Source organism: Rhodococcus sp. LB1 (genome assembly GCF_001583455.1).
Classification (GTDB): domain Bacteria; phylum Actinomycetota; class Actinomycetes; order Mycobacteriales; family Mycobacteriaceae; genus Rhodococcus_F; species Rhodococcus_F opacus.
Genome location: NZ_LTCZ01000442.1, coordinates 13,103 through 31,452, shown reverse-complemented (window position 1 = coordinate 31,452; position 18,350 = coordinate 13,103). Strand labels below are relative to the sequence as shown.

Below are 18,350 nucleotides of genomic sequence, written 5' to 3'. Positions count from 1 at the left end.
CTGCAATTTTGCCCGACCGGGGTCACAACGGGCACCGGATCGGCCTACGCCGGCGTCCGGACGATGGTGAGCGCGGACTGCTGACGGAGCGTGAAGCCGAGGCTTTCGTACAGGCGGATCGCCGTCGTGTTCGACTGGGCGGCGTGCAGAAACGGTCTTTCCCCGCGAGCGCGAATACCTGCTCCCACGGCGCGCACGAGCCGGGCACCGAATCCGCGGCCCCGGAAACGCTCGTCGGTGCAGACCGCGCTGATCTCCGTCCACCCGGGCGGATGCAACCGCTCACCCGCCATGGCCACCAGTTCGCCGTCGACACGAAAACCGAGATACGTCCCCATCTCGACGGTTCGTGGAAGATACGGTCCGGGCCGGGTGCGGCCGATCAGGTCCAGGATCTCGGGGACATCCGCCGCGCCGAGCACCTCGGCGTCGGGGTCCGGTGCGACGTCCAGCGCGGTGCCGTCCATCTGCACCAGGCCGAACGAGTCCACGACCTCCCAGCCCTGCGGCGGGGTGTGCCCGAATCCGCGTAGCGCGGCCGTCGCCGACGGCCCGAGCAGTGCCACGAGATCCGCCCAGTCCTCGTCCCCCAGCGTCGCCGGGTGGCCCACATGCGGCGCGACGTCCGGGTGGTACCGCGCCACCCGGCCCGACCACCTGGCGAAATGCGCGTGCGTCCCGCGCAGGGATTCCCGGATGGCGTCGTCCAGGGGATGAACGTCCGTATCGGCCGGCGCCGTCAGTTCAGTGGTCATCTCACCCCGTGTCAGGAAGCGACGGTGCGCAACCAGCGGAACCGGCTGCGGTGGAACACGATCGGCTCGATCTCGGACTGCACCCTCAGCTCGTTGATCCGCAGGACCACGATCGCGTGATCCCCCGCAGGCACCTGCTGGGTGACGGTGGTGTCCAGCCACACCGACGCTCCGTCGATGAACAGCGCACCGCCGTCGGTGGTTTCGGTGTCGAGGCCCGCGAACCGGTCGCCGGTCTTCGCGGCCAGCACGCGGGCGGCCGCGTCGTGCGCCTCACCGAGCACGCTGATCCCGACGTGGGCGAGGCCCGCGAGTTTCGGCCACGTGGTGGACGTGTTCTGCACGCAGAACGCGACCAGCGGCGGCTCCAGCGACACGGGCACGAACGTGCTCGCCGCCATCCCGACTCGCTCACCGTCGACTTCGGCGCAGACGGCGACGACACCGCTCGGGAAATGTCCGAACGCCTCCCGGAGCGAAGTCTTGTCCAGTGTGCCGTCTGCCTGCGTCATGAGAGTTCCGTCCGGGTCCGGGCCGCCGCGGTGAGGATCGGACCCCACCGCTCGGCGTAGTCGGCGATGCGTGTGTCGGTCGTGTAAGTGGTGTCGATGAGGTAGAGGCCCGGCGCGGGGGCCGTCGCGCCGAGTTCGACGAGCACCGGCTTGAGCAGCAGGTCCGGCGCCATGGCGTGGGCGGGCCCGGCCCCGAGCATCAGCGGCACCACCACGACGTCCTTCAGGCCGTCGCCGGTCGCGAACTGGTCGAGGAACAGCTTCAGCACGCCCGTGTACGACGCCTTGAACGTCGGGCTGGCGATGACGACGAGGTCCGACGACGCCACCGCCTCCACCGCCGCCGCGACCTGCTCGTCACCCCACCCGAGCAGACCCGCCCCGAGCTCGATCACGTCGACCGTGACATCCGCGTCGGCACCCGTCACCGCGGATGCCACCAGACCGGCCGCGTCCAGCGTCCGTGAACCGGGCTTGGGATTGCCCGCCACTACCGTTACCTTCATTGCTTCATCACCTCTCGCATGCTTACCCCGCCACCCTAGAGCACTCGGTGGTTCCGGTCGAATATTGCAGGGCAGGAACAGAAGTCGAGACACGCCCCTTCGAATCAGGGCGATCCAAACCATTCCGCGCGGCGCCCGGAGGCGCTAGCTTGCCAGTGGCCGCACTCCGTGGTCATTCGATCGATCGTGGGGATTTTCCGTGAAGTTCAGCCGTTCTCTCGCCCTTGCCGCCGTTCCTCTCCTGGCGGCACTGACAGCGTGCTCCGGTGGATCCGGCGGCGCCGACGGCGACACGGTCCGGATCGGAACCACCGAGGCCGGCGACCGCTCGTGGGAGATCTTCGAGGACAAGGCGAAGGACGCGGGTATCACGCTCGACGTCGTGAACTTCTCCGACTACTCGCAGCCGAACGTCGCCCTGTCGCAGGGGCAGATCGACGCCAATCTCTTCCAGCACCTGCAGTTCCTCGGTGAGTACAACACCGGCGCCGACGACGACCTCACCCCGATCGGCGCCACCCAGATCGTGCCGCTCGGCCTGTACTCGCAGAAGCACCAGAGCCTCGCCGACATTCCGCAGGGCGGCGAGATCGCGATCCCCAACGACCCCAGCAACCAGGCTCGTGCCCTGTTCGTGCTGAAGGGCGCCGGCCTGCTCACGCTGACCGGCGACAACCCGTCCCCCACGCCCGCCGACATCGACACGACTGCGTCCAAGGTGAAGGTGACCCCGGTCGACGCCGCGCAGACGGCGCTGTCGCTCGCATCCGTCGACGGCGCGATCGTCAACAACACGTTCCTCGAGCGTTCGGGCATCGACCCCGAATCCGCTCTCTACAAGGACGACCCGTCGAGCCCCGCCGCCGAGCCCTACATCAACACCTTCGTCACCCGCGCCGAGGACAAGGACAAAGCGACGTACCTCGAACTCGTGAAGATCTGGCACGACCCCGAGATCCAGGCCGCCGTGAGCGAGGAGTCGAAGGGAACGTCGGTCGAGGTGGAACGCGACGGTGCCCAACTGCAGCAGATCCTGTCGCGGGTCGAAGAGGGAATTCGTTCGGCCAAGTAGATGAGACCGATCGTCCGATTCGAATCCGTCACGAAAACCTTCCAGTCGGGAAAGAAGACGCTCACCGCTGTCGACGCCGTGGATCTCACCATCGAGAGAGGTGAGATCTTCGGGGTCATCGGCTACTCGGGCGCCGGGAAGAGCACGCTGGTTCGGCTGATCAACGGCCTGGAACGCCCGACGAGTGGGCGCGTCGTCGTCGACGACGTCGACATCACCGCGCTGTCGGAATCGAAACTCCGGCACGTGCGCGCGAAGATCGGGATGATCTTCCAGCAGTTCAACCTGTTCCGCTCGCGGACCGTCGCCGGGAATGTCGCGTACCCCCTCGTCGTGGCGGGGTGGCCGCGACAGAAGCGCCGCGAACGCGTCGCCGAACTGCTCGCGTTCGTGGGCCTCTCCGACAAGGCACGGGCCTACCCCGACCAGTTGTCCGGCGGGCAGAAGCAGCGGGTCGGGATCGCCCGCGCGCTCGCGACGTCGCCGGACCTGCTGCTCGCCGACGAGTCCACCAGCGCCCTGGACCCGGAGACCACGCAGGACGTGCTCCGCCTGCTCCGCAAGGTGAACCGGGAACTCGGGGTCACGATCGTGGTGATCACGCACGAGATGGACGTCGTCCGGGCCGTCGCGGATCGTGTCGCCGTCCTGGCGGAGGGTCGCGTCGTGGAGCTCGGCACGGTGTTCGACGTCTTCTCGGAACCACAGGCGCCGGCGTCGAAGAGCTTCGTGAGCACGATCCTGCGCAACCGCCCGGAGCCCGCCGACCTGGAACGGCTGCGGTCGCGTTTCGGCGGCCGGATCGTCACTGCCGACGTGCGGGACGGCAGCCGGATCGGCGACGTTCTCTCCGACGCGGGCGGGCACGGTGTGCGGTTCGAGATCGTCTACGGCGGCATCACCACCCTGCAGGACCGCTCGTTCGGCAGTCTCACGCTCGAGCTCGTCGGTCCGGACGACGGCGTCGACGACGTGATCCGCCGGTTGCGGACCGTCACCGACGTCGAGGAAGTACAGGCATGACCACGAACTGGGACAAGCTGCGCCCCGTACTGTTCGAATCCATCGGCACGACCATCTACATGGTGGTGATCACGCTGGTGGTCGGCGGGCTGATCGGGCTCGTGGTGGGAACGCTGCTGTACGCCACGCGGAAGGGCGGGATTCTCCAGAACACGGCGGCCTACACGGTGCTGAACATCCTGGTGAACATCGTCCGGCCGATTCCGTTCATCATCCTGCTCGCCGCACTGGGTCCCGTGACCCTCGCCGTGGTGGGCGGGACCATCGGAACCGAGGCCGCGATCTTCGTGATGATCATCGCGTCGTCGTTCGCCATCGCACGCATCGTGGAACAGAACCTGGTGACCGTCGACCCCGGCGTGATCGAGGCTGCCCGCGCGATGGGCGCGGGACCCCTGCGGATCATCGTCACCCTGCTGATCCCGGAAGCCCTGGGCCCGTTGATTCTCGGTTACACGTTCGTCCTCATCGGCATCGTCGACATGTCCGCGATGGCGGGGACGATCGGCGGCGGCGGCCTCGGCGACTTCGCCATCGTCTACGGGTATCAGCGCTTCAACTGGCAGGTGACCCTCGTCGCCACCCTCGTCATCATCCTGCTCGTCCAGGCCTCCCAGTTCTTCGGCAACTGGCTGGCACGAAAGGCGCTGCGCCGCTGACCCGTGAGTACTGGAGGCGGAGCCTCAGTTCGCGGCGCCGCTCCCTGGTCACCGCGCCGCCGCTCAACGTGGGAGCCGAACCGACGAGGAGCGCGGTGTAGGGGTGCTGGGGGTCGGAGATCACCTGATGGGTGGGACCGTCCTCGACGATGTTGCCGCGGTACAGCACGACGATCCGGTCGACGAGGGCCGCGACCGCCCCCAGGTCGTGTGAGATGAACAGCTGAGCGAGCTGCCGCGAGTGCCCGAGTTCGGTGAGCAGTTTCAGGATCTGGATGCGGTTGACCGAGTCGAGGGCGCTGACCGGTTCGTCGAGCAGCAGCAGCGCCGGATCGAGGACGAGGGCCCTCGCGATCGCGATCCGCTGGCGCTGCCCACCCGACAGGTCGGCGGGAATCCGCGCCGCGATGTCGGCGTCGAGTCCGACACTGCTCAGTACCTCTGCCACTCGCGACCGGACGACGCCGCGGTCGAGTCCGCCCCGCACGAGCAGTCCCTCGGCGATCGACTCGCCCACCGGAATGTCCGGATCGAGGCTCAGCAGCGGATCCTGGAACACGTATTGCACGGTCCCGGTGCGGCGGTGGGCCCGGCGGTGCGCCGTGGACAGGTCGTCGACGCGCTGCCCGCGGATCTCGATCGATCCGGACGTCGGGGTGATCAGACCGAGAATCGTGCGGGCCAGTGTCGTTTTCCCGGAGCCGCTTTCACCGATCAGCCCCACCTTCTCGCCGGCATCGAGGGTCAGGTCGACGCCGTGCAGGATCTGCTTGCGGGCCCCACGGGGCCCCCGCTCCACCCGGACGTCGGTCATGCGCAGCAACTCAGACACGAGCCGCCTCCTTCCCGATGAACGACTCGAGCCCGTACTCCCGATGGTTCTCGACGAGTTGGCGGGTGTACTCGTGCCGGGGGGCAGTGAGCAGGTCCTCCGCACGCCCGGACTCGACGACGGCGCCGTCCCGCATCACGATCACGCTGTCGCAGACCTGAGCCACCACGGCGAGGTCGTGCGAGACGAGGACGAGTGCGAGGCCCAGTTCGTCGCGCAGGTCCTCGAGGAGGTCGAGCACCTCGGCCTGAACGGTGACGTCCAAGGCGGTGGTCGCCTCGTCCGCGATCAGGAGTTCCGGTTCCGCGGACACCGCGATCGCGATGAGCACCCGCTGGAGCATGCCCCCGGACAGTTCGTGCGGGTACTGGCGGTACACGGTGTCGGCGTCGTTCAGCCCCATTCTCCGGAACAGTTCGACGCCGCGCCGCCGGGCGTCGGCGCGGGACAACCCGAGGGTCGACCGAAGTGCCTCGGCGAGTTGTTCACCGACCCGGATGGACGGGTTCAGATAGGACGCCGGGTCCTGGAACACCGCGGAGATGCGGGTTCCCCGCAATGGCCGCCAGTGTGTGCGACCGAGGTCGGTGAGTTCGATGCCGTCGAAATCGATCGAGCCGGCGGTGACGCCGAGTCCGCCGGGCAGGATTCCGAGAATGGCCCGGCAGGTCAGCGACTTGCCGCTGCCCGATTCGCCGACGATCCCGAGGGCTTCGCCGCGCGCGAGGGAGAAGTCGACGCCGTGGACCAGTTCGGTTCCGTCGTCGAGTGCGATGCGCAGATCGCTCACGGTGAGCACCGGCCGGTCGGGGCGCGTGGGTGCGGGTGCCGACGTGGCATCCAATGTGTCAGTGGACATCCGAGGTGACCTCCTGTTTCCTGCGGGCGCGTCGTCGGGGTTGGCCGGTCGCATCCCGCAGCGCGTCGGCGATGGCGTTGAGTGCCCAGACGGTCGCGACGATCAACAGGGCGGGCACGACGGGGCCGAACGGAACCTGGTAGAGGTACTGCAGTCCGCTGGCGAGGAGTCCGCCCCAGGTCGGGTCGGGTGGGACGACGCCGATCCCGAGGAACGTCAGCGAAGACACGATGACGAGGCTGGCTCCGGTCATCGCCGCGAACGTCACCCCCACCGCCGGCAGCACCTTGCGCACCGCGTGACGACGGATGATCCAGGAGGTGTCGGCCCCCATCAGTTCGGCGGCCTCGACGTACTGGGAGTTGGCCACGGTCAGCGCCGCGGCGCGAGTGACCCGGTAGAACGCGGGTGCGATGAGGATGCCGACCGCGAACATCGCCTGGGCGAGCCCGTTTCCGAGCAGCGCGGTCATCGCGACGGCGAACACGAGGAACGGCAGCGTGATGAGCGCGTCCATCAACCGGAGGGTGAACCATTCCACGCCGCGCCCGAGGTACACCGACAGGAATCCCGGGATCACGCCGAGGAGGAATCCGACGACGACGCATTGCAGCGCGGACAGCACCGACACGGTCGAACCCGCCAGCAGCCGGCTGAACACGTCCCGTCCGACGTTGTCCGTCCCGAGCCAGTGAGTTCCGCTCGGGCCCTGCAGGATTGCCGCCGTGCCCTGTTCGAGTGGGTCGAACGGCGCGAGTGCGGGCCCGAAAACCGCGAGCACCACGATCAGCCCGAGGACGACCGCCGCGGCGCGAGCGGAGTGATAGCGCAGGATTGCTGTGAGCATGGGATTTCAGTCTCTCCGCTTGGTTGCCGGCTGCAACGCGCTCTGGGCGATGTTGACGACGATGTTGCAGAACAGCACGAACACGATCGCCACGACGAGCGTTCCCTGGACGATGGGAACGTCTCCGCGCAGCGCGGAGTCGGCGGCGAGGCGACCGAAGCCGGGCATGGAGAACATGGTCTCCATCACGACGGCGCCGCCGATGAGCGTGGGGATCTTCATACCCAGGATGGACAGCGCGGGACCGCTGCCGTTACGCAGTGTGTGCACGAACAGGATCCGGGACGGACTGATGCCCCGGACCACCGCGCCGGTGACGTAGTTCTGGTCCAGCTCCGCGACCAATCCGGTGCGGAGTTGTCGCGCGATGTCGGCGACGACGTCCATGCTCAACGCGATCGCGGGCATGATGATCAGCGACAGCCAGCGGCCGAAGTCCTCGTCCGGCGGGACGTATCCGGCTGACGGCAGCCAGTGCAACCCGACGCTGAGGACGAGGATCAGTCCGATCGAGATGACGAACGGCGGCAGTGTCGAGGCCACCGACGTGTAGGCGGTGATCAGCCGGTCGAGCAGGCTGCCCTTGTAGACGGCGGCGAGCACCCCGAGTCCGACACCGAGGACGAGTCCGATGACCAGAGCGACACCGGCGATCGAGGCGCTGACGGCGAGCCGCTCGCCGATCAACTCGCTGACCGGGATCTTGCTGAACCACGAGACGCCGAGGTCGCCGCTCAGCATGCTCGACATCCAGTCGACGTACTGCTGCCAGACCGGCTTGTCCAGCCCGAATTCGGCGTTGATGCGGGCGATCGTCTCCGGGGTCGCGGCGTCGCCGGCGATCCCGGCGGCCGGATTCAGCCCGCTGGCTGCGCCGAGCAGGAAGGTGATCAGGGTGGAGAACAGGAAGACCGGGACCACGATCAGCACGGTGCTCAGCACGACCCGCACCGCCGTGCCGAGCGCACCCGCCGGCACCGGGAGAGCGAATGTTCTCCCGGTGCCGGCGGCCTGGACGTCTGCGGTGGTCACGAGACCGTGACGCCTTCCCACCGCACCTGGGACGGCAGGATGTTGAGGTTCTTCAGGTCCGGGTTGGACACGATGATCCACGGATTGCTGAAGATGTAGTTGGTCGGCGACTGCTCGACGCCGACCTTGACGGCCTGCCACAGCCGCGGCTTGTACTCCGGGTCCTCGAGGGGCGTGCGACGCACGGCGTCGAGCGCGGCAGTGAACTCCGGCGACGCGTGCGGGCCGCTGAGGTTCATGATGCCTTCCGGACCGTAGACGGCGAGCAGGTTCTGAACCGGGGATTCACGCCCGATGGTGCCGTCCGTCGCCAGCTGCGGATTCTTCGCGATGTAGACCTCGCTCTGCCACGTCGACGATCCCGGCGGAACCACCTTGATGGTGGACTCGACGCCGATCTTCTTCAGCTGCGACTGCACGAGCTCTGCCCGGTTGGTGGCCGCCGACTGCGCGGTGATCTCGATCGACAACTGTCCGGGCCCGAAGCCCGCCTCGGTGAGGAGACGAGATGCCTTGTCGGGATCGTAGTTCCAGAGCTTCTCGATCTCGGGATTGAATGCGAGGTACCCGTCGGGGAACGGCTGGCTCGTCGTGCTGCCCAACCCGTTCGTGATGACGTCGACGAACGCCTGCCGGTCGAATGCGTAACGGAACGCCTCGACGACCTTCGGATTGTCGAACGGGGCCTTGTTCAGGTTGATGGAGACGTCGTTCGCGGCCAGCGACGGCTTCACGGTCACATCGAGACCGGCGGCCTCGGCTTCCTTGGACTGCAGGGCCGGTAGCGTCGCGAAGTCGATGGAACCGGACTGGACACCGGCGACGAGTGTCGCCGGGTCCGGGGCGACGCTGAGTTCGAAGTGGTCGATGTGGATGTTGTCGGCGTCCCAGTAGTTCGGGTTCTTCTCGAAGTACGCGTGGTCCTCGGCGACGAAGTCGGTGATCGTGAAGGGACCGGCGCCCACCGGCCACACACTGAGCTTCTGCGGGTCGGCGGCCGCGGTCGGGCTGGCGATGGCACCGGTACGCCCGGCGACCAGGTAGGGGATCTGGTAGTCGGCGTCGGCGAGGTGCAGCGTGACGTCGGTGGCGCTGTCGGCCGTGACCTCGGTGACGCCGGCGAGCTGATCGCGGAGGAACGAATCGTCCTGGGTCTTGCCGCGATCGAAGAACGCCTTGACCGCCGGGGCGTCGAGGGTGGTCCCGTCGGAGAAGGTGAGACCGTCACGCAGGGTGAAGGTCACGGCGGTGCCGTCGGCGTTGTACTTCCAGCTCTCGGCGAGTGACGGTTCGACGTTGCCCTCGGCGTCGAGCCGGGTCAGCGACGCGTACGCGAGGCTGATCGTGTTGATGTCGTTTCCTGTCCGGCTCGTCACCGGATCCCAGGAGGTGGGGAGGTTGAACGCCCACTTGACCTCGGCGCCGTCCGAGCTGCTGCCGCCGCCGCACGCGGTGGCAACGAACCCGACGATCACTCCGAGTATTACGGCGCCGACGATCCGCCGGCTCTTCTTGCTCACTGGGTGCTCCTGACCATGCAGAGGGGTGGTGATTCAGACGCTCGCGGACAGCGATGCGGTGGTGCCGGGCAGCGGGGCGGGGTCGATTCCCTCACGCCGCGCGCGGGTGTAACGGTTCTCCGCGAAGGGTAGCCCGAGGTTGCCGCGCAACGTGTTCTGCTCGTAGTCCTCCCTGACGACCCCGCGCTCACGCAGGATCGGCAGCACCTCGTCGACGAAGCGCTGGAACTGCGCCGGGTGGCCGATGTGGATGTTGATGCCGTCGAGGGCGTGGCCGTCCAGCCAGCGCTGCAGTTCGTTCGCGACGGTCTCGGCGCTGCCCGTGAACGGTGACGTCTTCGGCGCGCTGAGCGCCTCGACCGTCTGCCGCAGCGTCAGCCCGCGGTCGGCGGCGAGGTCGGCGATCTTCTTCGCCTGCGTGTAGAAGCTGCGCTCGGCGTGCTGCAGTGCTTCGGCGGGGAACGGCGCGTCGAGGTCGTACTGCCGGAAGTCGTGCCAGCCGAAGGGCCGGCCGAGTTCCCGGAGGGACTTTCCGAAGTCGTTGTCCGCCAGCTGGGTTGCGCGTTCGATCTCGCGTGCGTCGGTGTCGGTGTCGCCCACGGTGACGCTGACTCCCGGCAGGATCACGATGTCCTCGGGAGCGCGCCCGTAGGCCGCGGCGCGGGTCTTGATGTCGGTGTAGAACGCGGCGCCCGCCTCGAAACTCGGCGCGTGCGTGAAGATCCCGTCGGCGATACGCGCACCGAGGTCGCGGCCCTGGTCGGAGTCGCCGGCCTGGAAGATCACCGGCTGCCCCTGCCGCGAGCGTTCGATGTTGAGCGGGCCCACCACCGAGAAGTGCTCGCCCCGGTGGTCGAGGGTGTGCAGCCTGTCCGGGTCGAGGAAGCGGCGGGCCTCCCGGTCGCGCGGAAACGCGTCGTCCTCGTAGGAGTCCCACAGAGCCTTGACGACCTCGACGTGTTCGAGGGCCCGGCCGTAGCGGGTGGCGTAGTCGTAATGCTCCTCGAGGCCGTAGTTTCCGGCGGTACCCGAGTCGCCGCTGGTGACCACGTTCCAGCCGGCACGGCCGCGGCTGATCAGGTCGAGGGACGCGAACCGTCGCGCGAGGTTGAACGGCTGGTTGAACGACGTGGTCAGCGTGCCGACGAGTCCGATGTGTTCGGTGGCGACCGCGAGCGCGGACAGCAGCGTCAGCGGCTCGAGCCGGTTCAGGTAGTGCGGGGGCGAGTCCGGGGTGATGAACTGGCTGTCGACGATGAACACGAGGTCGAACCGCGCCTGCTCGGCCAGCCGCGCGTACCGGATGTACCAGTCGATGTCGACGCTCGCGTCGGCGGGAATCTCCGGGTCCAGCCAGGTGTACGGGTGCCCGGGCCCACCCGTGGGGGTGAGGACAGCTCCCAATTTCAGTTGCCGTCTCGTCATGTTCTCGCTCCTTTGTCGTCCGCCTGAAGGCACCTGCCTCGGCACGCCGCGTTGAAGTGTATGGAGCAAACAGACGCGTGCAGAGTATTAAATTCTCGATGTTTCAAAACATATTTCGTATGTCCCGCAGGGCTGTCGAACAAAGTCCGATCAGTCGAAGAACTCCCGTGACGACTCCGCGACGGCCACCGCGACGACGTCGGCGAGTTGCCCGATCAGGTCCGGGTCGTCGGGCAACTGGGTGGCAGACAGGCGTAGGAGTTGACGTGCGGGCGCCCGCACGAACGAGCGGGAACCGGCCCCCACGGAGATGCCCTGCCGCGCCAACGCGACGAGGGCCGCGGTCTCGTCCGACACCGTCACCCACACGACCAGACTGTGCGGGCCCGCGAAAGCCTCGATGCCACGGTCGATCAGGGCCCCCAGCAGCGCCGTGCGCCTGGCGGCGTACCGCTCGTGCGCCGCCGTGACCGCCTGCTCGGCGTCGGCGCTGACGATCAGGTGGGCGAGGGTGTTCTGCAGGATCCGGCTGTTCGAGCCGACTCCGTGACTGCGCACCTTCATGGCCTTCTCGATCAGTTCGCGGGACCCGCCGAGAACGGAGGTCCGCACATCGATCCCATATGCCTTGCAGTAGCTACGGATCCGGACGACACGCTGCGGCAGTACCGATCCCAGAGACGGAGGCTGCTGCGGTTCGAGCGGTCCGATCGAGTCGTCCTCCACGACCCACACCGCCGGATGCCGCCGCAGCACCTCGGCGAGTTCACTCGTGCGCCTCGCACTGACCGCATGATCGACGGCGAACGGCGCACCGGGTTGGAACACGAACGCCACCGCGCCGGCGGTCAGGGCCGCGTCGAGAGCGTCCGGCCGGGGGCCGTCGCGGTCCGCGCCGACGCCGACCGCATCCAGGCCCAGGTCGCGGAGGGTGTCGAGAACACCCGGGCCCAGGGGCTCGTCGACGGCCACCATCGAACCGGGTGGCGCTGCCGCCTCCACGGCCAGCAACAGGGCCTCGGTGCCACCGCCCGCCGTGGCCCAGGCCTCGGGTTCGAACGGCCAACCCGGGGCGACGGCATTCCTCAACCGCTCGGTCATCAGTTCGCGGCCGAAAACATTCAGCGTCTCCGCGTCCAGACTGGACAACAAAGCGTCGGACAGGGACGGCTGCAGAGCCAGGTCGGGCGCATTCTGCGCCAGGTCGACGCCACGCCAGTCGGGTATGCCGCGCTCGGGCACGCTGTCGAGCGGCGGAAGAACGACGGTGCCGCCGCGGCGGCGGGTCTGCACGAACCCCTGTTCCTGCAGCCGGCCCCAGGCGCTGATAATCGCGCCGACACTGAGATCGGTCGACTTCGCGAGTGCGCGGACGGTCGGCAGGCGATCGCCGGGGCTGAGCTCACCCGACCTGATGAGGTCGGCGACGGCATCGGCCAGTTCCGTGGTGCGGCCGTCGATCCGCTCGAGCAACCACTCCGGAGCAATCGTCTCCGACTCCAGCACCGCTGACATCCACACCCCTTCGATCGACAACCACTACCGGCCCCGCGCCCCGCGAGTCCGCGTCACTGCGCGAGTACCCCGGCCGGTTCGCGGAGGATGATGTCGGGAATGCCGGGCAGGCGCAGGCGCTCGAGGAACTGCACGATCTCCGCGGCGACCGACCGGTGGGACACGTCGTTGAGGATGTCGTGCCGCCCCTCGTGGACGACGACGACCCGGGCGTCGGGCAACGCGGACGTGACGGCGAGAACATCCGCCGACGGGCTCAGGGCGTCGGCGCCTCCGTGCACGACGAGGACGGGAACCTGCACGTGGTTCAGCGAATCCGCCGTGGCCACCGGCGCCTCCGCACCGAGCGTTCCCCGCTCGAGAGCGTCGGCCGAGGACAGGACCCCCCGATGCACGGGACACGCGGAACGGATCTCGAGTTCGCCGTCCCACTCTCCGGTGAAGGCGTCGGCGCTCGCCACGAGAAGACCGGCTGCCACCACCCCGGACACGGCCGGATGCGTCGCGGCGAGGTCGAGGGCGGTCAGGGCGCCACTGTCCGACCCGACGACGGTGAGCGGGAGATCGGTGGCGGCATCGTCGATCACCCGGGTAGTCGCAGCGGGATCGTTCTCCACCACCGCGACACGGTAACCATCGAAGGCGATCCGGCGGGCGAACCGGCGGTACACGTGAGCATGCTCACCGCGGCCGGCGACGACGATCACCGAGCCACGCACAGTCGCTTCGGGTTCCAGCCAGTCGATGTCCACTGATTACCTCATTCGGGGGGGTGTTCGCAGGATTGACTGCGTCACCCTGACCCACACGCGCGAGGTCGAACAAGACTAAAGCTCGAGCAGAACAAAACGCGTGCCTTCTCGCCGCGCTTCGTGTTTTGTTCCGAACATATTCGTTTGCTCTGCCATTCACCCGCTTTGCCATTCACCCAGGCCCCATCAGAAGTATCGACGAAGGGACAGGCACACCGATGCCCGAGACCACAGGGTTCGCGACCCGGCAGGTCCGCACCGGCTATCAACCCGGAACGCCGCAGAACACCGCGATCCCCCCGATCTACCAATCGGTTGCCTACGATTTCGGCAGCTTCGAACAGGCACGGGACATCTTCTCCCTCCGGCGGAAGGGAAACCTGTACAGCCGCACCGGGAATCCCACCCAGGCCGTGTTCGAGCAGCGCCTCGCCGATCTCGACGGTGGAGTCGCCGCCCTGGCCACGGCATCCGGGCAGTCCGCTGTCGCGGTCGCACTCCTCACCCTCGCCAAATCCGGACAGCACATCGTCGCGGCCCGGCAGCTGTACGGGGGAACCGTCGATCTCCTCACCGACACCTTCGCGGACTTCGGGATCGAGGTCACGCTCGTCGATCAGGACGACCTCGACGCCTGGCGTGCAGCCGCGCGCCCCGAGACAAGGGCCTTCTTCGCCGAGACGATCGGCAACCCCGTCGCCTCCGTGCTCGACGTCCGGGCGGTGGCCGACATCGCGCACCAGGCGGGGGTCCCGCTGATCGTCGACAACACGATCGCCACCCCGTATCTGCTCCGCCCGAAGGACTTCGGCGCCGACATCACCGTCTACTCGGCCACCAAGTTCATCGGCGGGCACGGCAGTTCGCTGGGTGGTGTGATCGTGGACCTCGGCACGTTCGACTTCGGCGCGGAACCGCAGCGGTGGACCCAGTTCACCGAGCCCTACCCGCGCATCGGCGACCTCGTGCTGTGGGAGGAGTTCGGCCGCGAGCGGAGCGCCTACCTGGTCTACGCGAAGACGAAGATCGTCCACGATCTCGGTCCCGCACTGTCCCCGTTCAATTCGTTCCAGCTGCTTCAGGGGTTGGAGACGCTGGACCTGCGACTGGAACGGCAAGTCGGCTCGGCACTGGCGATCGCACAATTTCTCGACGGTCATCCCGCGGTCGCCAAGGTCAACTACCCCGGACTGCCGGACAACCGGTGGCACGACGCCGCCCAGCGGTACCTGCCGCGCGGCGCCGGCTCGGTCTTCTCCTTCGATCTCGCCGTCGACGACTCGAAAGTGGCGAAGTTCATCGACTCGCTGCAACTGTTCGCCATCGTCGCCAACATCGGCGACGCCCGTTCGCTGGTAGTGCACCCCGCCACCACCACGCACAGCCATCTCGGCGACACGCAACTCCGCGACGCCGGATTCGGCTACCGCACCGTCCGATTGTCGATCGGACTGGAAAACCTGGAAGACCTCGTCGACGATCTGCGTGCTTCGCTCGACGCCATCACGGAGGAATGACATGCACTTCGGCTACTGGACGCCCATCTACGGCGGCTTCCTGCGCAACCTCGGCGACGAAGGGATGCCCGCCACCTGGGACTACGTCAAGAAGCTCTCACAGCTCGCGGATCGTCTCGGATACCACACCACCCTCGTGCCCGAGCTCTATCTCAACGACCGCAAGGGCGTCGACGCGCCCAGCCTCGAGGCGTGGTCGCTGTCGTCGGCGATCCTCGCGGTCACCGAACAGCTCCGGGTGATGACGGCGGTGCGACCCGGATTCCACCTGCCGGCAGTCACCGCGAAGGAATCGGCGACGATCACCGACATCGCCGGAACAACCGATGCCGGTGCGGCACGGTTCGCGCTCAACGTCGTCGCCGCGTGGTGGGAGGAGGAAGCCCGGCAATACGGCGGCGCCTTCACCCGGCACGACGACCGATACCGGCAAGCCGGCGAATTCGTCGACGTTCTCCGTGGGCTCTGGGAGCACACCCCGTTCACCTACCAGGGCGAGCACTTCAGCGTGCGCGACTCGATCCTGTCACCGAAGCCCGGAATCCATCCCCCGGTCTTCGCCGGCGGTGAGAGCGAGAGCGGCCGCGAATCGATCGCGACCTTCGCCGACTCGTATGTGCTGCACGGCGGCACCGTCGACGAGGTGCGCGCGAAGATCGCGGACATGAACGCCCGGTCGCAGCGAATCCACCAGCGGGACATGGTCGAATTCGGCATGTCCACGTACATCATCGTGCGCGACACCGAAGCCGAGGCCCGCGCCGAACTCGAACGCATCACCACCGTCGATCCGCACTCGCCCGGGTACGCCTCGTTCGAGGAGTTCGTGAAGAACTCCGAACTCGACGTCGAGCTGTCCAAGCGCGAATACTCCGTCGGCACCCGTGGACTGCGCCCCGACCTCGTCGGCACACCGGAACGGGTCGCCGAGAAGATCCGCGCCTACCAGGATGCCGGTCTCACCCTGCTGCTCATCCAGTGCTCCCCCGCGCACGAGGAACTCGAGCGCATCGCCGAGCAGGTCTTCCCGCTCGTCCCCAACCGTGAGTACTTGTCAACCACGGGCGGTTGACAAGTACTCACGGGCGGGACGCCCTTGACCGCACTACTCGCCACGAGTAAGGATGAATATGTTCTGTGCGCGGCGATTTCATTCCCGGAGAGAGGAATTCACACCCCCAGGACCAATCGCGGCGCACCCGTTACATACGGCCGCACGAGGGCCGCGCGCGCAGCGCGAGGGGATTTGCCATGCCAGACATCGAGGTCGACTATTGCGTCGTAGGCGCCGGATTCGCCGGACTGACGGCGGCACTGCGCTTGAAACAGGCCGGCCAATCGGTCGCGCTGTTGGAGGCGCGTGACCGGATCGGCGGGCGGACCTTCACCGTGGTCCGCGAGGACGGTTCGTGGATCGATCGGGGCGGTGCGTGGATCGGGCCGGGACAGGACCGGATCTACGCCCTGATGGACGAATTCGGCGTCAAGAGTTACAAGCAGTACACCGACGGCGACGCGATGATGGTCGTCGACGGCAAGCAGTACCGGTACAAGGGCACGATTCCCCTGACGATGAGTCCCTGGGCGGCCGCGAATCTCGGCGCCGTGTTCGTCGAACTCGGCGAGATGTGCAAGACGATCCCGCTCGAGGCGCCGTGGGAGGCGAAGAAGGCAGCGAAGTGGGACGCGATCAGCCTCGCCAAATGGCTGGGCGACAACACGCTGTCCAAGCCGGCCCACGACCTTCTCGAGACCGCCATCGCCGGCTGCTACACGTCCGCGGCGTCCGAGGTGTCGATGCTGTTCGTCTTGTACCAGATGGCGTCCGGCGGCGGTCCGAGTTTCGTTCTCGGTGTGAAGGACGCGGCCGAAGACGCGCGGCCGGTCGGCGGAATGGGTGCCGTCTACCGCCCGATGGCAGCCGAGATCGGCGACGCACTCCATCTGTCACAACCCGTCCGGGACATCGCGCAGGACGGCGACGGCGTCACCGTCCGATCCGCGGATATGTCGGTGCGGGCCCGGAGGGCGATCGTCGCGGTCCCCCTCGCGATCGCGAGCCAGATCCTCTACGAGCCGCTCCTGCCGATGGATCGGTCCTTCCTGCACCAGAGGATGCCGAGCGGTGCGGTCATGAAGATCGCCGTCCTCTACGACGAACCCTTCTGGCGCGCGGACGGATTGTCCGGGCAGTCCGCGGCACCCGACTCCCCCGCGACCGTCACCATCGACGCGAGCACGGACACGGGGCGTCCCGGTGTTCTGTGCGTGATCGTCGAGGGACCGATCGCCCGCACGCTGGGGACGCTGCCGGAAGCGGAACGCAAGAACCAGGTGCTCGCCGAGTTGACCGCGAGGTTCGGAGCCAAAGCCGCCTCCCCCGTCGACTACATCGAGCAGAACTGGAGCGTCGAGCGGTACTCCGGCGGCGGCATGCTCAGCCACGCGCCGACGGGAGTGCTCACCCAGTTCGGCCACGCCCTCCGCGAGCCGTGCGGTCGCATTCACTGGGCAGGCACGGAGAGTTCGTCCGTGATGTGCGGCTGGGTCGACGGAGCCATCCGGTCGGGGGAGCGCGCCGCCCGGGAAGTCACCGAACGGGACGGCGTGCTGTCACCCGCCCGCGCTCAGTAATAGACGGCGCCCGGAGCACCCCCGCCGACGGCAACCGCATCGCCGGTGATCCCGACGCTGCGCGGTGACGCCAGGAACGTGACGACGTCCGCGACCTCGCTCGCGTCGATCAACCGGTGGATCGAGTTGGTGGCCAGCCGCGACTCCAACTCGGCGACCGGAACACCTTCGTCCTCGGACTGCTTGGCCAACCGGTCGACGAGTCGTTCCGTCCGCGTCAGTCCCGGATGCACCACCGTCACGTTGATTCCGTGCGGCCCGAGTTCGTCGGCGAGGTTCTTCGTCAGCGCCGACACACCGACGTTCCGCACGGTCTGCGCGATGGAGTTGGCCTGGCGTGCACCGAGCCCGCTGATATTGATGATCCGTCCCCACCCCTGCTCCACGAGGTGCGGTGCCACCGCGCGGGCGGTCCGCAGATAGCCGAGCACCTTGATCTCGAGTTCACCGCGCACCACGTCGTCGGTGGTGGACGCGAAGTCGCTCGGCTTGCCCGCGCTCCACGGTGTGGCCGCGGCGTTCACGAGAATGTCGACGCCGCCGAATTCGTCCACCGTTCGCTGCACGAGGGCGCGCACCGAATTGTCGTCGCCGGTGTCGGTGGGTACCCCGATCACCCGCCGCCCGGTCTCCTGCGACAGCGTCTTCGCCGCCAGTTCCAGCGCCTCGACGCCCCTGGCCGCGAGCACCACGTCGACCCCCTCCGACGCGAGGCTGCGCGCGATCGCGAAACCGATTCCGCGGCTGCCGCCGGTGACGACGGCCCGCTTGCCGCCCAGACCGAGATCCATGTCGTTCTCCTCATCTCCGCTGTCCACCCCTCGGTTCGAGGGTAGGACCACGACGGTCGGGAGTCACGGATTCAGTTCAGCGTGAGGCCAATTGCGCTC

Annotated in this window: 18 protein-coding genes; 6 read left to right on the top strand and 12 right to left on the bottom strand. The window is 67.7% G+C overall.

Annotated features, from left to right (window positions below):
• Nucleotides 1–44: 44 nt before the first annotated feature.
• From AZG88_RS48210 to AZG88_RS48200, 3 genes are read right to left on the bottom strand one after another with little or no spacing between them, the layout of a single operon-like run.
• Nucleotides 45–755: a GNAT family N-acetyltransferase gene (locus AZG88_RS48210; protein ID WP_025433057.1), complete on the bottom strand. Its 711-nt coding sequence runs from the start codon at nt 753–755 to the stop codon at nt 45–47.
• Between the two features lie 11 nt (nt 756–766).
• A complete protein-coding gene (locus AZG88_RS48205; RefSeq protein ID WP_005252482.1) occupies nt 767–1,267 on the bottom strand; it encodes a flavin reductase family protein in 501 nt (166 codons plus the stop codon).
• Nucleotides 1,264–1,773, bottom strand: a complete 510-nt coding sequence (locus tag AZG88_RS48200; protein WP_061044409.1) for an NADPH-dependent FMN reductase — start codon at nt 1,771–1,773, stop codon at nt 1,264–1,266. The genes AZG88_RS48205 and AZG88_RS48200 overlap by 4 nt, the downstream gene beginning before the upstream one ends.
• Before the next feature lie 199 nt (nt 1,774–1,972).
• Between AZG88_RS48200 and AZG88_RS48195 the strand changes: the two genes are divergently transcribed.
• The 3 genes from AZG88_RS48195 to AZG88_RS48185 are packed head-to-tail and all read left to right on the top strand — an operon-like array spanning nt 1,973 to nt 4,527.
• Complete coding sequence (locus AZG88_RS48195; protein WP_061044408.1) at nt 1,973–2,845, top strand: MetQ/NlpA family ABC transporter substrate-binding protein; 873 nt, start codon at nt 1,973–1,975, stop codon at nt 2,843–2,845.
• Nucleotides 2,846–3,868 (top strand): methionine ABC transporter ATP-binding protein, encoded by a 1,023-nt coding sequence (locus AZG88_RS48190; protein WP_061701509.1) that lies wholly within the window; start codon nt 2,846–2,848, stop codon nt 3,866–3,868.
• Nucleotides 3,865–4,527, top strand: coding sequence for a methionine ABC transporter permease (locus AZG88_RS48185; RefSeq protein ID WP_061701508.1), 663 nt, complete (start codon nt 3,865–3,867; stop codon nt 4,525–4,527). Before AZG88_RS48190 ends, AZG88_RS48185 begins: the two co-directional genes overlap by 4 nt.
• On the opposite strand, the gene AZG88_RS48180 is transcribed toward AZG88_RS48185, so the two are convergent.
• The 8 genes from AZG88_RS48180 to AZG88_RS48145 form a co-directional block, all read right to left on the bottom strand.
• Nucleotides 4,460–5,359 (bottom strand): ABC transporter ATP-binding protein, encoded by a 900-nt coding sequence (locus AZG88_RS48180; RefSeq protein ID WP_231914476.1) that lies wholly within the window; start codon nt 5,357–5,359, stop codon nt 4,460–4,462. The two genes, AZG88_RS48185 and AZG88_RS48180, sit on opposite strands and share 68 nt — an antisense overlap.
• On the bottom strand, nt 5,352–6,218 hold the full coding sequence (locus AZG88_RS48175; protein WP_005252471.1) for an ABC transporter ATP-binding protein: 867 nt from the start codon (nt 6,216–6,218) through the stop codon (nt 5,352–5,354). The genes AZG88_RS48180 and AZG88_RS48175 overlap by 8 nt, the downstream gene beginning before the upstream one ends.
• Nucleotides 6,208–7,065, bottom strand: a complete 858-nt coding sequence (locus AZG88_RS48170) for an ABC transporter permease (RefSeq protein ID WP_061701506.1) — start codon at nt 7,063–7,065, stop codon at nt 6,208–6,210. The genes AZG88_RS48175 and AZG88_RS48170 overlap by 11 nt, the downstream gene beginning before the upstream one ends.
• 6 nt (nt 7,066–7,071) lie before the next feature.
• Nucleotides 7,072–8,097 carry an ABC transporter permease gene (locus tag AZG88_RS48165; protein WP_061701505.1) on the bottom strand — a complete coding sequence of 342 codons (1,026 nt, stop codon included), beginning with the start codon at nt 8,095–8,097 and terminating at the stop codon, nt 7,072–7,074.
• The gene (locus AZG88_RS48160; RefSeq protein ID WP_025433059.1) at nt 8,094–9,617 is read right to left on the bottom strand and encodes an ABC transporter substrate-binding protein; all 1,524 of its coding nucleotides are present in this window, start codon (nt 9,615–9,617) and stop codon (nt 8,094–8,096) included. Before AZG88_RS48160 ends, AZG88_RS48165 begins: the two co-directional genes overlap by 4 nt.
• Nucleotides 9,618–9,650: 33 nt before the next feature.
• Complete coding sequence (locus AZG88_RS48155) at nt 9,651–11,042, bottom strand: LLM class flavin-dependent oxidoreductase (protein ID WP_061701504.1); 1,392 nt, start codon at nt 11,040–11,042, stop codon at nt 9,651–9,653.
• Between the two features lie 150 nt (nt 11,043–11,192).
• Entirely contained in the window at nt 11,193–12,557 is a 1,365-nt protein-coding gene (locus tag AZG88_RS48150) for an aminotransferase class I/II-fold pyridoxal phosphate-dependent enzyme (RefSeq protein ID WP_061701503.1), read from the bottom strand.
• Between the two features lie 53 nt (nt 12,558–12,610).
• Nucleotides 12,611–13,309, bottom strand: a complete 699-nt coding sequence (locus tag AZG88_RS48145) for an alpha/beta hydrolase (RefSeq protein ID WP_061701502.1) — start codon at nt 13,307–13,309, stop codon at nt 12,611–12,613.
• A 218-nt stretch (nt 13,310–13,527) separates the two neighbouring features.
• Here AZG88_RS48145 and AZG88_RS48140 point away from each other — a divergent pair, with 218 nt between their 5' ends.
• From AZG88_RS48140 to AZG88_RS48130, 3 genes are all read left to right on the top strand, one after another.
• Nucleotides 13,528–14,826: an O-acetylhomoserine aminocarboxypropyltransferase/cysteine synthase family protein gene (locus AZG88_RS48140; protein ID WP_061044401.1), complete on the top strand. Its 1,299-nt coding sequence runs from the start codon at nt 13,528–13,530 to the stop codon at nt 14,824–14,826.
• 1 nt (nt 14,827) lies between these two features.
• The gene (locus tag AZG88_RS48135) at nt 14,828–15,898 is read left to right on the top strand and encodes an LLM class flavin-dependent oxidoreductase (RefSeq protein ID WP_061701501.1); all 1,071 of its coding nucleotides are present in this window, start codon (nt 14,828–14,830) and stop codon (nt 15,896–15,898) included.
• A 179-nt stretch (nt 15,899–16,077) separates the two neighbouring features.
• Nucleotides 16,078–17,460 (top strand): flavin monoamine oxidase family protein, encoded by a 1,383-nt coding sequence (locus AZG88_RS48130; RefSeq protein WP_061044399.1) that lies wholly within the window; start codon nt 16,078–16,080, stop codon nt 17,458–17,460.
• Here AZG88_RS48130 and AZG88_RS48125 read toward each other — a convergent pair.
• Nucleotides 17,454–18,251, bottom strand: coding sequence for an SDR family NAD(P)-dependent oxidoreductase (locus AZG88_RS48125; protein ID WP_061701551.1), 798 nt, complete (start codon nt 18,249–18,251; stop codon nt 17,454–17,456). The genes AZG88_RS48130 and AZG88_RS48125 overlap by 7 nt on opposite strands.
• Nucleotides 18,252–18,350: the final 99 nt, after the last annotated feature.

Bases quoted from the DNA above. Each gene is read 5' to 3' on its own strand.
- AZG88_RS48200 (WP_061044409.1), bottom strand. From the start codon at position 1,773: ATGAAGGTAACGGTAGTGGCGGGCAATCCCAAGCCCGGTTCACGGACG.
- AZG88_RS48130 (WP_061044399.1), top strand. From the start codon at position 16,078: ATGCCAGACATCGAGGTCGACTATTGCGTCGTAGGCGCCGGATTCGCC.
- AZG88_RS48205 (WP_005252482.1), bottom strand. From the start codon at position 1,267: ATGACGCAGGCAGACGGCACACTGGACAAGACTTCGCTCCGGGAGGCG.
- AZG88_RS48190 (WP_061701509.1), top strand. From the start codon at position 2,846: ATGAGACCGATCGTCCGATTCGAATCCGTCACGAAAACCTTCCAGTCG.
- AZG88_RS48210 (WP_025433057.1), bottom strand. From the start codon at position 755: ATGACCACTGAACTGACGGCGCCGGCCGATACGGACGTTCATCCCCTG.
- AZG88_RS48170 (WP_061701506.1), bottom strand. From the start codon at position 7,065: ATGCTCACAGCAATCCTGCGCTATCACTCCGCTCGCGCCGCGGCGGTC.
- AZG88_RS48125 (WP_061701551.1), bottom strand. From the start codon at position 18,251: ATGGATCTCGGTCTGGGCGGCAAGCGGGCCGTCGTCACCGGCGGCAGC.
- AZG88_RS48150 (WP_061701503.1), bottom strand. From the start codon at position 12,557: ATGTCAGCGGTGCTGGAGTCGGAGACGATTGCTCCGGAGTGGTTGCTC.
- AZG88_RS48140 (WP_061044401.1), top strand. From the start codon at position 13,528: ATGCCCGAGACCACAGGGTTCGCGACCCGGCAGGTCCGCACCGGCTAT.
- AZG88_RS48185 (WP_061701508.1), top strand. From the start codon at position 3,865: ATGACCACGAACTGGGACAAGCTGCGCCCCGTACTGTTCGAATCCATC.
- AZG88_RS48175 (WP_005252471.1), bottom strand. From the start codon at position 6,218: ATGTCCACTGACACATTGGATGCCACGTCGGCACCCGCACCCACGCGC.
- AZG88_RS48135 (WP_061701501.1), top strand. From the start codon at position 14,828: ATGCACTTCGGCTACTGGACGCCCATCTACGGCGGCTTCCTGCGCAAC.
- AZG88_RS48155 (WP_061701504.1), bottom strand. From the start codon at position 11,042: ATGACGAGACGGCAACTGAAATTGGGAGCTGTCCTCACCCCCACGGGT.